This is a genomic window from Methylobacillus pratensis, assembly GCF_054072455.1.
Genome location: NZ_JBSUSR010000004.1, coordinates 108,071 through 121,302, shown reverse-complemented (window position 1 = coordinate 121,302; position 13,232 = coordinate 108,071). Strand labels below are relative to the sequence as shown.

Sequence of the window (13,232 nt, the reverse complement as noted above, 5' to 3'; positions counted from 1 at the left end):
TCCTCTTAGCTGAGCGACGTTTCCAATAAACCATGATTATGGTCTATTTTGCCCGCTAGTGCCTTAAATGCTGCCGCAGCCTTGGTCATGGGGAAGGCTTCGATGACGCTGCGGCCGAGTTTCGCGGCGATGCCCAAATGTTCGTCGGACGGAATCAGTCCGGCAAAGTTGAGCTCGATATAAAGGTGCCGGCGCGCCACTTCTGCAATGTTGTTGAAGACGACACGCGCCTGCGCCTCGCTGGCATGCGACACCACGATGTCGAAGGAGCGCCGGCCTATCTGGCCGCATAGTTGCTTGATCAGGGTGTAAGCCTGGGTAATGGAACCGACATCCCGTGTCATGTGTATCAGTATCTCCCCATGATGTAGTACGTCCAGCGGCATGGCGTCTTCAACGTTGAGCGCCGCATCTACCAGAACGATGTCGTGCTGGCTCGCCATGGCAAGGAATACCCGCTCGAGCTGCTGTTTGATGTTGTCGTTTTGCAGAAAACGGCCAGCGGAATTTCCTGACAGCAATTTTGCAACAGAATAGCCCTGGCTGTCATTGTTTATTAACGGCTGGTGCAGCTCCGGCCGCATGATGGCCTCCAGCAATGTTCCCTGCTCTGCATTGATGCCGTAATGGCCGACCTCGTGCATCAGTGCGCTGGTCGCCTCCACGATCAGCACCTTGTTGCCTTGCCGGTAAAGCGGGGCGGCAAGGTTGGTCATGAACCTGGCATGCTCGGGCTTGCTAGCCGCGGAAAGCAGGGAGATGATCCTGGGCTTGGGGCCTGCCATGAGGCGGCGCAGGCCGGCCGCCTGGTCTTTATGCTGCTGGTTCATGCCAGGCCTCCTGCGATTTTGCCGCTGCTGGCGATGTTGGCCATCAGGAACGGCATTTCCGCATCACGGAACTGGAATTGCTCCGCCTTTTTGCGCGTCATCTTGAATGCATGATGCGCAAGAAAATTATTGTTGGCGAGATGGATGTCTTCCGGCACGCGCTGGCCGTTGGCGACGTAATACAGCTTGAGGCGTTCGCGGATGATGATGTCGAGCACGCTGCCGATCGAGGCAGCCTCGTCCAGCTTGGTGATGATGCCGCCGTCCAGGCCGTAGCGTTTGTAGACGTCCATGACGTCGGCCAGGGTTTCGCCGGAGCTGGTGGCGTTCATGCACAGGATCTTCTTGATCGGCAGGCCGGTCTTGGACAGCATGGCAATTTGTTCCGCCACCATGCGGTCACGTTGGCTGACGCCGACCGTGTCGATCAGGATGGTGTGCTTGCCCTTGAGCTCGTTCAGGGCAATGCGCAGGTCGGCTTCGTCCTTGACGGCATGCACCATGACGCCGAGGATTTTGCCGTAGATGCGCAATTGCTCGTGCCCGCCTATGCGGTAGGAATCTGTCGTGATCAGGGCCAGCTTGCCGGGGCCGTGCTTCATCACGAAGCGAGCGGCAAGTTTGGCGGTGGTGGTGGTCTTGCCGACGCCGGTCGGGCCGACCAGCGCATAAATGCCGCCCTGGTCGAGGATCTGCTGTTCGTCGGTGATGGTGTTGATGTTGTTGCTGATCACGTTGTGCAGCCATTTCATGGCTTCGGCCTCGCTGTGGCCCGCAGGGACTTTTTCGGCAATCTGGCGCGAGAGGCCGGCGCTGAACCCCGCCGAGATCATCTTGCCGAGCACATTGGATTTGACCGGGTCGCGTTGCTGGATATTGGTCCAGGTGATTTCGGTCAGCTGCGACTCGATGGCGCCGCGCATCGAGCGCAGCTCCTGCATCATATTGGCCATTTCACGCTGGGCCATGCGGTCTTGAGCGGTCTGTTCGGTTACCGGCTGGGCGTTGTTCTTCACCAGGGGCTTGGCGACTTGGGGCGCGGCTGCCTGGATATCTGGGCGTACGGACTGCTTGCTTGCGGCTTGCGCGCGCTGTTGCTGCAGCGCCTGGTGGTTCAGCGGTTCCGCCGTTTTCAGGATGCGCTGGTTGCGGCTCAGCATGGATACCAGGGTTTCTTCCACCTCTGGCGCAGGAGCCTGCGCCTTGGCGGCGGCCGGCTTCGGCTTGTCGCGCGCCACCAGCGTCGCCATATCCTCCTCGCGGAACGCCAGGATTTCGTTACCGCCTTCGACGGCACGGTTGGAGAGGATGACGGCATTGGCTCCCAGTTCTTGCTTCACCATGTTCAGGGCTTCGCGGGAGTTTTTTCCGAAGTAACGTTTGATGTTCATGCTTGGCCTCCAATTAGGCTGGTAACGCGTATGGTTTTGGTGTCAGGAAGTTCTTCATGCGAAAGCACGCGCAGGCGCGGAGCCGCGCGGCGCAGGAATCTGGATAGTGCGGTACGCAGTGAGCCGGGAACCAGCAATACCGGGGCCAGGCCCATTTGTTCCTGCTGCTTGGCCGCATTGGCGGTCTGGGTCGAGAGGGTCTCCGCCAGCCCTGGCTCGATGGCCGCGCCGCCATTGGCGCTGGCTTGCAATGCCTGCATCAGCAAGCGTTCCAGGTTGTGGTCCAGCGTCATGACCGGCACCTCGTTGCCGGTGGGGAACAGCTGCTGCACGATGGCGCGCCCGAGCTGGATGCGTACCAGCGAGGTGAGCTCGTCGGTGTCCTGGGTGCGCGGGCCATGCTCGGACAGGGTCTCGATGATGGTGCGCATGTCGCGGATATGCACGCCTTCCATTAGCAGGTTCTGCAGCACTTTCTGCACGCTGGACAGGCTGAGCGCCTTGGGCACCAGGTCTTCCACCAGCTTGGGCGATTCCTTGCCCACGTGGTCGAGCAATTGCTGCACTTCCTGGCGGCCCAGCAATTCCGCCGCGTGCGAAGTGATCATATGGTTGAGGTGGGTGGCGATCACCGTGCTGGTGTCGACCACGGTATAACCCATGGCTTGCGCCTGGTCGCGGATGTTGGCCTCGATCCATACCGCTGGCAGCCCGAATGCGGGGTCGGTCGTGGCCGTGCCGCTGAGCGGGCCGGTGACGTTGCCAGGGTCGATCGCCAGGTATTGTCCGGGAAAGGATTCGCCATTGCCGATCTCGACGCCTTTCAATGTAATGCGGTAGCCCGCAGGGCGCAGCTCCAGGTTGTCGCGGATATGGATGGGCGGGGGCAGGAAGCCGACTTCCTGGGCGAATTTCTTGCGCAATCCCTTGATGCGTTTCAACAAGTCGCCGCCCTGGGCGACATCGACGAGGGGAATCAGCCGGTAGCCGACTTCCAGTCCGATGACATCCACAGGCATCACGTCGTCCCAGCTGGCTTCCGGGGAATCGGTGACCGGCGCAGGCGCCTTTTCAGGTTCGGCTTCCTTGACTTGCTGTTTCTTTTCGGCCGTATAGGCGATGCCGGCGAGCAAGCCTGCAAGCAGCAGGAAGGCGAAATGGGGCATGCCTGGGATCAGGCCCAGGCCGGCAATGATGGCAGCGGTGATATAGATGGCGCGGGGATTGGCAAACAGCTGTTCCGTCAACTGGTTGCCGATGTCGCGATCGTCGGCAACCCGGGACACGACGACGCCAGCGGCCACCGAAATGATCAGGGCTGGAATCTGCGCCACAAGGCCATCGCCGATCGCCAGCAGGGTATAGTTCTTGACCGCGTCGGCGAAGCTGAGGTCGTGCTGAACCATGCCGACGATCAAGCCCCCGAGGATATTGATCACGATCACCAGGATGCCCGCCACCGCATCGCCGCGCACATACTTGCTGGCACCATCCATGGCGCCGTAGAACTCGGCTTCCTGGCCAATTTCCTTGCGGCGACTGCGTGCCTCTTCTTCGCCGATCAGGCCGGCATTCAGGTCCGCATCGATCGCCATTTGCTTGCCGGGCATCGCATCCAGCGTGAACCGCGCGCCGACTTCCGCAATCCGGCCCGCACCCTTGGTGACGACGACGAAGTTGATGATGGTCAGGATAATGAATACCACAATCCCCACGGTATAGTTGCCGCCGATCAGGAAGTGGCCGAACGCTTCGATCACCTTGCCGGCCGCATCCGGGCCGGTGTGTCCTTCCGTCAATACGACACGGGTGGAGGCCACGTTGAGCGAAAGGCGCAGCATGGTGGTGACCAGCAACACGGTCGGGAAGGCGATGAAATCCAGAGGCTTGGAGGTTTGCAGGCCGACCAGCAGCACCAGGATGGAGAGCGCGATATTGAAACTGAACAAGGCATCCAGCGCGATCGCCGGCAATGGCAGGATCATCATGGCGAGCAGCATGATGATAATGATGGGAGCCGCCATCGAGGCTCCGCCGTTCAGCCACGAAGGGAGTTTGAAAGCGTTCATGACTTAGTTGGCTCCTTTCATATGGGGGTCCATCGCGTCCGGCACGTCCAATGCGGTCGGCATGTCGGGGTAATAGCCGCCATGCGTCTTGTAGCTGCGTAGCTGGAAAATATAAGCCAGAATTTCGGCGACGGCGGCATAGAGCGCCTGCGGGATTTCATCGCCCAGTTCGGTATGGGCGAAAAGCGCCCGCGCCAGCTTGGGGGATTCAAGGATCGCGACTTTATGCTCGCCGGCGATTTCCCTGATCTTGAGTGCGATATCGTCCGCGCCCTTGGCGATCACGCGCGGCGCCGCCATGGATTGGTCGTCATACTTGATGGCGACGGCATAGTGGGTCGGGTTGGTGATCACCACGTCTGCCTTGGGAATCTCGGCCATCATGCGGCGGCGCGCCATTTCACGTTGCTGCTGACGGATACGTCCCTTGATCTGCGGGTTGCCGTCGCTCTCCTTGGCTTCCTGCTTGACCTCTTCCTTGGTCATCTTGAGCTTGTTGTTGTAGCTCCAGCGCTGGTAGGGCACGTCGATCAGCGCAATCAGCACCAGTGCCGACACGATGGAGAGGAATCCCTTGATCAGGATGCCGTCCACCTGGGCGATACCGGTTTCCAGGGATTGTGTAGACAGCGAGAGCAGAGTGTCGAAGTCGTGCGCCATCACCATGTAGGAAACAGTGCCTACCAGCGTTGCCTTCAATATGGCTTTGACCAGCTCCACCAGCGAATTCTTCGAAAACAGGTTCTTGATGCCGTTGAGCGGGTTGAGCTTGCCGAACTTGGGAGTGAAGGCCTTGTTGCTGAAGTTCCAGCCGCCTACCAGTACCGGGGCGCCTACAATCACGACCAACAGCAACAGGACCAGGGGCGCAAACGCAATCAGCAACTCCAGGATGCCGCTCGCAATCTTGCTGAGCAACAGGCTGAAGTCGAAGGCAGCCTCGCGGCTGATGCGCAGGTTGCTGTTCATATTGCTCAGCATGGCTTGGTTGAGCCGGCCGCCCAGCATCATGAGGCCAAGGCCGCCCGCCATCAGCACGACGCAAGTGGAAAACTCGCGCGAACGCGGCACGTCGCCATCTTCGCGGGCTTTTTCTATGCGCCGCGGCGTGGGCTGTTCCGTTTTTTCCAAATCACTATCTTGCGCCATGCTCGTCCGTCCTCTGATGCAGGCAATATGTATTTCCTGTACACGTTGCCTTTCACGATGGCTGCATTATTCGTCACGAAGAAAGCAATGAAATCGAAGAATAGAAGGGGGAAAACCAGTTATTCCTGATAAAAAAGTTAAAAATTATTTAAAGAAATTCCTAAAGTTTGGGTAAACCATGCCGATAGATGTACTGTATGGAAAATTTTTTCAAATAAATTTCCATATTAATTAATGGCTTATAAAATTTTCGCAAATTTTTTTAAATTTGCCCTAAAGATTGACCAAGCGCTGCCGTTAAGCAGATATGGTTGCAAAAAATATTTTGAGGGATGCAAATCGTTAGATTGAGTTAGTACCTGAAAATTAGCAGTACTCCTCCTCTGGAAGCCTTATCTCCCAAGGCCGATACAGCGTTTGTAAGACAAACGCTGTATCGGCTGTGTTCGTTCGTCTTACGTAAAAAACCGACAGACACCAGTTTTTCCCCTATCTCAAAAAGTTCAAAGTACGCCTCACCTGCACTGCACATAGCAGCGCTGACTTCTAAGCAAGGGAGCTAGAAAATGAACGAGCAAGAAATCATGGCGGAAATCAAGGATGCTAACCTCAGTTATCTGATGCTGGCGCAGCAAATGATTCGTGCGGACAAGGCGAGTGCGATTTTCCGCCTTGGGCTGAGCCAGGAAATTGCGGATTTGTTGGAAGGTCTGAGCAATGCGCAGCTGCTGAAGCTGAGCAGCTTCAATATGATGCTCACGCGTTTCCGCTTCGATGACACTGCGATCCTGGGCATGCTGACCAGCTACACCAAGGATCGCATGCAGGCACAAGCCCATGCCGCCATCTTGATGGCAGGCCAGGGCGTTGAGGAAATCGCCTGATATAAAAAGCATGCAGTCGTAGACATCGGCAGTTCATTGGGTATCAAGGGGGTAACATGAGTAAGAGCGTCATCAACGAAGCGGAACAGATCCAGCTGGCCATCCAGATGATCCATCTTGGCGCGAGGCTGCAATTGCTCGAATCCCAAACCACCTTGTCTCGCGAGCGCCTGATCAAGCTATATAAGGAAATCAAAGGCATGTCGCCGCCAAAGGGAATGCTGCCCTTCTCGACCGACTGGTTCCTGACTTGGCAACCGAATATCCATTCCTCGATTTTCGTGAATATTTATCACTTCCTGATCCAGCACGCCGGCGTGTCGGGAATCACGGCGGTCATGAAGGCTTATAGGCTGTACCTGCAGCAGGTGGGAAGCGAGCCGGACGATGAAGAGGTGGTGTTGTCTCTGACGCGCGCCTGGACCCTGATCCGTTTTCTCGACAGCAATATGCTGAAAATGCAACGCTGCAGCTGCTGTGGCGGCGAGTTTGTCGTGAACGCCTACGATCTCCATGAACGCTATCAGTGCAACCTTTGCCATGTGCCTTCACGCGCCGGCAAGACCAAGAAAGCCAAGGAGCAGGCCGCAGCATTGATTGCGTAATCGTGAATATGTCGCTTCAACAGTTTTTAATGGAGCCTGCCCATGCCGATTGAGCAGGAGCCAAACCCGGAGTTGAGTGGTGCCAGGAAGCGGTTTCCCCCCGCTATCCTGGCTTTTTTTATCCAATTGGCGGCGCTTGCGGCAGTCTGGTGCATTAGCCAGTTGTTGTGGCGTTTCGGCTGGGATTTGCCGGTTTGGGCTCTGTTCCTGCTGCAAGGGGTGGCGGCCTGCCTGTTGTCCATCATGCTGGCTATGGCCGCTTGGTGGCGGTGGATACACCTGTTGTTCCCGTTGGCGATCCTGGTCATGCTGCAATGGCAATTGCCCGCATGGCTGTACCTGCTGGCGTTTTGTTTCACCCTCGCTTTGTTCTGGAGCACGTATCGCACCCAGGTGCCTTTCTATCCGTCCCTGCCCGCGACTTGGCGCCGGGTCAAGGAACTGGTCCCGGCGGACAGGTCGGTCAGCGTACTCGATATCGGCAGCGGCATGGGCGGGCTTGTTATCTACCTGGCCCGCGAATGCCCGAATGCCAGGTGCGCTGGAATTGAGCTAGCGCCTTTACCATGGCTGATTAGCGTCTTATCGGCCTTCTTAAAAAAATCTCCCGCATCATTCAAGTATGGCGACTACCAGGCCGTTAATCTTTCTGAGTACGACGTAGTGTTTGCGTACCTCTCCCCGGCGGCGATGCCTGATGTTTGGCGCAAGGCTAAGAAGGAAATGCAGGCAGGTAGTTTGCTTATCAGTTATGAGTTTGAGATTCCGGGAGTGGCTCCCAAGTTGCAGATTCAGGATAGGCTAGATGCCCCGAGTATTTTCGTATGGGAATTGTAAGCGCGGGACATTGCGCTCTAGGAGGCATTCAAGCCAAGATGATTCAGATATAAAGGGTTATTGCACTTCAATTACCGCGATCAGAACATCAGCTTGATTGCTATGCTGAAAAAGAACTTAAGAAATCGGGTCTGTGAAGCCTGAGCGGAGCTTGCTGATATGCTGGTGATAGCGGGGTATCTGGTAGTACTGGGAAGTGTGTTTGGCGGTTTCGCCATGGCGGGCGGGCATCTGGCCGCCCTGTTCCAGCCAATAGAGTTGCTCATGATCGGCGGGGCCGCCATTGGCGCCTTCCTGGTTGGTAATGATGCCAAAGCGATCAAGGCGACGCTGAAGGCCCTGCCCAGCGTATTCAAAGGTTCGAAATACACCAAGTCGCGCTATATGGATCTATTGGCGCTACTGTTTGAAATCCTCACCAAGATCCGCCGCGAAGGGATGATGGCGATCGAGAGCGACATCGACAATCCCGAATCCAGCCAGATTTTCTCCAAGTATCCGGACATCCTTTCCGACCACCACCTGATGGACTTCATCTGCGATTACCTGCGCCTGATGACCTCGGGCAACATGGATGCGTTCCAGATCGAAAACCTCATGGATAACGAAATCGACACTCATCACCATGAAAGCATGGTGCCTTCCCATTGTATTGCCCGCCTGGGCGACGGCATGCCGGCATTCGGCATCGTGGCGGCGGTGATGGGGGTGGTGCACACCATGGAGTCCGTTGGGCTGCCGCCGAACGAGCTCGGCATGCTGATTGCCCATGCACTGGTGGGAACCTTCCTCGGCATTTTGCTCGCCTATGGCTTTGTCGGCCCGCTGGCGAGCCTGCTGGAGCGCAAGGCCGACGAGTCATCCAAGATGTTCCAGTGCGCCAAGGTGACCTTCCTCGCCAGCCTGAACAGCTACGCCCCGGCGATTGCGGTGGAGTTCGGCCGCAAGGTGCTGTACTCGACCGAGCGCCCCGAGTTCGCCGAACTGGAAGCTCACGTCAAGCAGGCCAAGGCCCGCTAGGGAACGGAAACGGCGGAGAACGAGATGGCCCAGGAAAACGTCCGGATTGTCGTCAAGCGCGTCAACAGGCATGGTGGCGGACGCCATGGCGGCGCTTGGAAAATTGCCTATGCCGATTTCGTGACGGCGATGATGGCGTTCTTCCTCCTCATGTGGTTGCTGGGTTCTACCACCAAGGCCGACTTGGAGGGGATTTCGGAATATTTCAAGACGCCGCTCAAGGTGGCGATGCAGGGCGGCTCAGGCGCCGGTGCCAGCGATAGTGTGCTCAAGGGCGGCGGCAACGACATGACCAAGAAGCAGGGGCAGATCAGGAAGGCCGAGGATATCGAGGCCAAGAAAAAGCCCGACCTGAAGACGGCCAAGGAAGAAGTGGCCAAGGCGGAGCTGGAAAAGCTCAAAGAGCTGAAGAAGCGCATTGAGGAAGCCATCGAGGCCAGCACGACGTTGCGCCAGTTCAAGAAGCAGCTGTTGCTGGACATCACCACGGAGGGCTTGCGTATCCAGATCGTGGATGAGCAGAACCGCCCGATGTTCGCTTCCTCCAAGGCGGAACTCCAGCCGTACGCGCGCCAGATCCTGCACGAGATCGGCCAGTTGCTCAATGACGTGCCGAACAAGATCAGCCTTTCCGGCCATACCGACTCGGCCCCCTATCCGAGCGGTGAGCGTTATTACAGCAACTGGGAGCTATCGTCGGACCGTGCCAACGCCTCGCGCCGTGAACTCGTTTCCGGCGGCATGAAGGAAGAAAAGCTGTTGCGGGTAGTGGGCTTGTCCTCTGCGGTGCTGTTCGATAAGGACAACCCGCTCAATCCCATCAACCGCCGCATCAGCATCATCATCATGAACAAGAAGGCGGAGGAAGAAACGATTAACGACAATGGTTCGGCGGAAGTGGAAGCCGCCGACGATGTGCCTGCGCTGACCGAGACTTTCAACAAGTCTTGATATTGATCAAGCGGGACTTTTCTCTTGTTTTTTACAGATTGAATACGGTCTGGACAGGATAGTGTATATGGCAAGTCAGACTATACCGATAGATGAATTAAAAGAGTTGCTGGTCAGCCTTGGCGGCTGGGGCGAAGAGCACCTGGAGCACGTGGAGACTGACCTGGGCCAGGCCAATGCGCTGCTGCGCGAAGCGATCAGCATGCTGGTGGATGGCTTCATGTCCATCAACCGGGCGGCGCAGGCGCAGCAGCAGATATTGTTGAGCCTGAGCGTCAGCACGCAATTATCTCAACAGCATATTGCCGAGGTGGCGATGTACAGCCGCCAGATCGAGAGCGAGGTAAACCGCGTCGTCACCGGCATGCAGTTCGAGGATATGACCAACCAATTGTTGACGCGCGCGCTCGCCCGAGTCGGCGGGCTCAAGCTATTGCTGCTGGCAATGGCGGACCAGCATGAGTCCCTGGTTGCCGGACATTCGCATCAAGATATCGCCGTCATTTTGCAAAAGATGAGCGAATCTCTCAACGAAAAACGTGCCTCCATGCATCGCGATTTACAGTCGTCCGTGAATCAGCAGCATATGGGGGCGGGCGATATCGAGCTTTTTTAGGTTTCTCTTTTAACAATGTCAGGAACGTGCCGGAGCGCACAGGCGCGCAAGAACGGGGATTGAAAGATATGGGAAAAACAATACTGGCTGTGGATGACTCCGGGTCGTTGAGGCAGATGGTGGTATTCAGCCTGAACGCCGCAGGCTACCAGGTGATCGAGGCCGTGGACGGCGAGGATGCCTTGAACAAGGCGCAGACCCAGGTCGTGGACCTGGTGCTGACTGACCAGAACATGCCCAGAATGGACGGGCTGACGCTGATTAAATCACTGCGCAGCCTCAGTTCTTACCAGAAAGTGCCGATATTAATGCTAACAACAGAGTCCAGTGACGAGATGAAGGCATTGGGCAAGGCAGCGGGTGCGACAGGATGGTTGGTCAAGCCATTTGATCCCAAGCGTTTACTAGATGTTGTTCAGCGCGTCATCGGGTAGGCCGTGCATTGCACAAGACTTATCCCAGTGAGCGTGGACAGCATGAATCAATGTGGAGTTGAACAATGACAATTGACATGAGCCAGTTTTACCAGGTGTTCTTCGACGAGTCGGACGAACTGCTGGCGGAAGCTGAGCGTTTGCTGCTCGAGCTTGATATCGAGAACCCGAGCGCCGAAGACCTCAATGCCATTTTTCGTGCGGCACACTCCATCAAGGGCGGGGCCGCGACTTTCGGCATGACGGACATGACCGAGATCACCCATGTGCTTGAGAACCTGCTGGACCGCATCCGCAAGAACGAGATGAAGCTGCAGGCGGAGCATGTGGACGTGTTCCTCTCCGCCAAAGACATTCTCAAGATGCAGCTGGATGGCCACCGCAATGGAAGCGCCGTGGACCAGGACGCCGTCAGGGAGATCAAGGCGACATTGCATAGCCTGGCCCAGGAGGGCGGCCAAGCTATTTCTTCCCCACCACAAACATTGTCACCGGCTGAAAAAGCGCCTGTAGAGGCGAATAGCGCCAAGGCTGGCAATGTGCCAGTTCAAGCCGCCAGTGCAACGAAGCAATTCCAAGTGCAGTTGCCGGAATTGCCGGAAAAGGATGTGACGGCATTGACCGAGGAGCTGGCCTTGCTGGGCGCGGTGGAGGCATTGCCTGCGGTCGGCAACCGCCATGTGCTTAAGTTGGACACGGACGAGAGTCTGGATAACATCGTGGCGATCTGTTCTTTTATTCTGGACCCGGACGATCTGGTCATCACCGAGCTTGATGCCGGCGCACGCAATGTATCCTCGGCGAAGCCAGCTGTCGCCGGCAGCCAGGGCTTTTTGATCGAAATCCCGGAAATCCTGGACAAGGACTGGAGCACATTGGTTTCGGAGCTCGAATTGCTCGGCAAAGTCGTCGTGCAGCCTGTGGTCGGCAACTTGCATTCGCTCTGGCTGGAAACCGAGGAGGACCGTGACAGCATCCTCGCGGTGAGCTCTTTTGTCGTCGACATCGACAAGATCAAGGTGACGGACAGAGGCGAGGCTCCGTTAACAGAAAGCGTCCAGGCAGCCCCGGCCCAGGCCAAGGAAAAGCCGCTGGACGAGGGGGATTTCGGCCTGTTCGATGCGGGTGCCGTCAAGCCGGCACCTGAGGAAAAGCCTGCCCCCGCAGCAGCGGCCAAGGCGAGCGGCGAGCCGCTGGAAAACAAGCGGGTGGCGCCGCGCCGCGAAGCCGACAAGGCGGCAGCAAGCCAGGAAACCACTTCCATCCGTGTCGGGATCGAGAAGGTGGACCAATTGATCAACCTGGTCGGCGAGCTTGTCATTACCCAGGCCATGATAGAGCAGCGTACCAGCACGCTGGACCCCATGCTGCATGAGCGTTTGCTCAACAGCGTAGGCCAGCTGACGCGGAACACCCGCGACTTGCAGGAAGCCGTCATGTCGATCCGCATGATGCCGATGGATTACGTCTTCTCTCGTTTCCCGCGCATGGTGCGCGATCTTGCGAGCAAGCTCGGCAAGAAGGTGGAGTTCGTCACCAACGGTGCGGCCACCGAGCTGGACAAGGGCCTGATCGAACGCATTGTCGATCCGCTGACCCACCTAGTGCGCAACAGCATCGACCATGGCATCGAATCGCCGGAAGTGCGCGCCGCCGCAGGCAAGAACCCGATCGGCCGTTTATCGCTGTCGGCTGGGCACCAAGGCGGCAACATCATCATTGAGGTGAGTGACGACGGCGGCGGCCTCAACCGTGAACGCATCCTCAACAAGGCCAAGTCCTCGGGCCTGAGCGTTTCCGACAACATGCCGGACGGCGACGTATGGCAATTGATCTTCGCCCCAGGTTTCTCTACCGCCGAGCAGGTGACCGACGTGTCGGGCCGCGGGGTCGGCATGGACGTGGTCAAGCGTAACATCACCGCGATGGGCGGCGTGGTCGATATACGTTCCGCCGCCGGATACGGCACCACTATTTCGATTTCACTGCCGTTGACGCTGGCTATCCTCGACGGCATGTCCGTGCGGGTCGGGGATGAGGTCTACATCCTGCCGCTCAGTTTTGTCATGGAGTCGCTGCAGCCCTCTGCGGGCGACGTCAAGGATGTGACCGGCCAGGGCCGCCTGGTCAAGGTCCGTGAAGATTACCTTCCGCTGATTCCGCTATACCAGATGTTCGGTATCGAGCCACTCTATCGCGAGCCCGAGGACGGCATCCTCGTGGTCTTGCAGGCGGACGGCAAGAAAGCCGCATTGTTCGTTGATGAACTGGTGGGGCAGCAGCAAGTCGTGGTGAAGAATCTTGAATCCAACTATCGCAAGGTGGCGGGCATTTCCGGCGCCACCATCCTCGGCGATGGCGGTGTCTCGCTGATTCTGGATGTTGCCAATTTGCTGCGGTCCAGCAGGCAGTTGATCACTGAACCTTCCATTCATTAAGAGGTGTT

General features: G+C 57.4%; 12 protein-coding genes. 8 read left to right on the top strand and 4 right to left on the bottom strand.

Annotation, left to right across the window (positions count from 1 at the left end):
- Nucleotides 1-5 precede the first annotated feature (5 nt).
- Genes ACW4YW_RS10055 through flhB form a run of 4 tightly spaced genes read right to left on the bottom strand, consistent with a single transcriptional unit; the run spans nt 6 to nt 5,439 of the window.
- Entirely contained in the window at nt 6-830 is an 825-nt protein-coding gene (locus ACW4YW_RS10055) for a MinD/ParA family ATP-binding protein (RefSeq protein ID WP_457137408.1), read from the bottom strand.
- Nucleotides 827-2,221: a flagellar biosynthesis protein FlhF gene (gene flhF, locus ACW4YW_RS10050; RefSeq protein ID WP_457137407.1), complete on the bottom strand. Its 1,395-nt coding sequence runs from the start codon at nt 2,219-2,221 to the stop codon at nt 827-829. Before flhF ends, ACW4YW_RS10055 begins: the two co-directional genes overlap by 4 nt.
- On the bottom strand, nt 2,218-4,290 hold the full coding sequence (gene flhA, locus ACW4YW_RS10045; RefSeq protein WP_457137406.1) for a flagellar biosynthesis protein FlhA: 2,073 nt from the start codon (nt 4,288-4,290) through the stop codon (nt 2,218-2,220). Before flhA ends, flhF begins: the two co-directional genes overlap by 4 nt.
- Nucleotides 4,291-4,293: 3 nt before the next feature.
- Nucleotides 4,294-5,439: a flagellar biosynthesis protein FlhB gene (gene flhB / locus ACW4YW_RS10040; protein WP_457137405.1), complete on the bottom strand. Its 1,146-nt coding sequence runs from the start codon at nt 5,437-5,439 to the stop codon at nt 4,294-4,296.
- Between the two features lie 566 nt (nt 5,440-6,005).
- Here flhB and flhD point away from each other — a divergent pair.
- The 8 genes from flhD to ACW4YW_RS10000 all read left to right on the top strand — a co-directional run bounded on the left by flhD (nt 6,006) and on the right by ACW4YW_RS10000 (nt 13,224).
- Complete coding sequence (gene flhD, locus ACW4YW_RS10035) at nt 6,006-6,323, top strand: flagellar transcriptional regulator FlhD (protein WP_011480164.1); 318 nt, start codon at nt 6,006-6,008, stop codon at nt 6,321-6,323.
- 56 nt (nt 6,324-6,379) lie between these two features.
- Nucleotides 6,380-6,928 carry a flagellar transcriptional regulator FlhC gene (gene flhC, locus ACW4YW_RS10030; RefSeq protein ID WP_457137404.1) on the top strand — a complete coding sequence of 183 codons (549 nt, stop codon included), beginning with the start codon at nt 6,380-6,382 and terminating at the stop codon, nt 6,926-6,928.
- 42 nt (nt 6,929-6,970) lie between these two features.
- Entirely contained in the window at nt 6,971-7,765 is a 795-nt protein-coding gene (locus tag ACW4YW_RS10025; protein ID WP_457137403.1) for a class I SAM-dependent methyltransferase, read from the top strand.
- 159 nt (nt 7,766-7,924) lie between these two features.
- Nucleotides 7,925-8,785 (top strand): flagellar motor stator protein MotA, encoded by an 861-nt coding sequence (gene motA, locus ACW4YW_RS10020; RefSeq protein ID WP_407996908.1) that lies wholly within the window; start codon nt 7,925-7,927, stop codon nt 8,783-8,785.
- Between the two features lie 24 nt (nt 8,786-8,809).
- Nucleotides 8,810-9,736, top strand: coding sequence for a flagellar motor protein MotB (gene motB / locus ACW4YW_RS10015; RefSeq protein ID WP_457137402.1), 927 nt, complete (start codon nt 8,810-8,812; stop codon nt 9,734-9,736).
- Nucleotides 9,737-9,803: 67 nt separating this feature from the next.
- Nucleotides 9,804-10,352 carry a chemotaxis protein gene (locus tag ACW4YW_RS10010; protein WP_457137401.1) on the top strand — a complete coding sequence of 183 codons (549 nt, stop codon included), beginning with the start codon at nt 9,804-9,806 and terminating at the stop codon, nt 10,350-10,352.
- Between the two features lie 68 nt (nt 10,353-10,420).
- The gene (locus ACW4YW_RS10005) at nt 10,421-10,786 is read left to right on the top strand and encodes a response regulator (protein WP_407993850.1); all 366 of its coding nucleotides are present in this window, start codon (nt 10,421-10,423) and stop codon (nt 10,784-10,786) included.
- Between the two features lie 65 nt (nt 10,787-10,851).
- Nucleotides 10,852-13,224: a chemotaxis protein CheW gene (locus ACW4YW_RS10000; protein ID WP_457137400.1), complete on the top strand. Its 2,373-nt coding sequence runs from the start codon at nt 10,852-10,854 to the stop codon at nt 13,222-13,224.
- Nucleotides 13,225-13,232: the final 8 nt, after the last annotated feature.

Excerpts from the sequence above, each read along its gene's own strand:
- motB (WP_457137402.1), top strand. The coding sequence starts at position 8,810 with ATGGCCCAGGAAAACGTCCGGATTGTCGTCAAGCGCGTCAACAGGCAT.
- flhD (WP_011480164.1), top strand. The coding sequence starts at position 6,006 with ATGAACGAGCAAGAAATCATGGCGGAAATCAAGGATGCTAACCTCAGT.
- motA (WP_407996908.1), top strand. The coding sequence starts at position 7,925 with ATGCTGGTGATAGCGGGGTATCTGGTAGTACTGGGAAGTGTGTTTGGC.
- ACW4YW_RS10000 (WP_457137400.1), top strand. The coding sequence starts at position 10,852 with ATGACAATTGACATGAGCCAGTTTTACCAGGTGTTCTTCGACGAGTCG.
- flhA (WP_457137406.1), bottom strand. The coding sequence starts at position 4,290 with ATGAACGCTTTCAAACTCCCTTCGTGGCTGAACGGCGGAGCCTCGATG.
- ACW4YW_RS10055 (WP_457137408.1), bottom strand. The coding sequence starts at position 830 with ATGAACCAGCAGCATAAAGACCAGGCGGCCGGCCTGCGCCGCCTCATG.
- flhC (WP_457137404.1), top strand. The coding sequence starts at position 6,380 with ATGAGTAAGAGCGTCATCAACGAAGCGGAACAGATCCAGCTGGCCATC.
- ACW4YW_RS10005 (WP_407993850.1), top strand. The coding sequence starts at position 10,421 with ATGGGAAAAACAATACTGGCTGTGGATGACTCCGGGTCGTTGAGGCAG.
- ACW4YW_RS10025 (WP_457137403.1), top strand. The coding sequence starts at position 6,971 with ATGCCGATTGAGCAGGAGCCAAACCCGGAGTTGAGTGGTGCCAGGAAG.
- ACW4YW_RS10010 (WP_457137401.1), top strand. The coding sequence starts at position 9,804 with ATGGCAAGTCAGACTATACCGATAGATGAATTAAAAGAGTTGCTGGTC.
- flhF (WP_457137407.1), bottom strand. The coding sequence starts at position 2,221 with ATGAACATCAAACGTTACTTCGGAAAAAACTCCCGCGAAGCCCTGAAC.
- flhB (WP_457137405.1), bottom strand. The coding sequence starts at position 5,439 with ATGGCGCAAGATAGTGATTTGGAAAAAACGGAACAGCCCACGCCGCGG.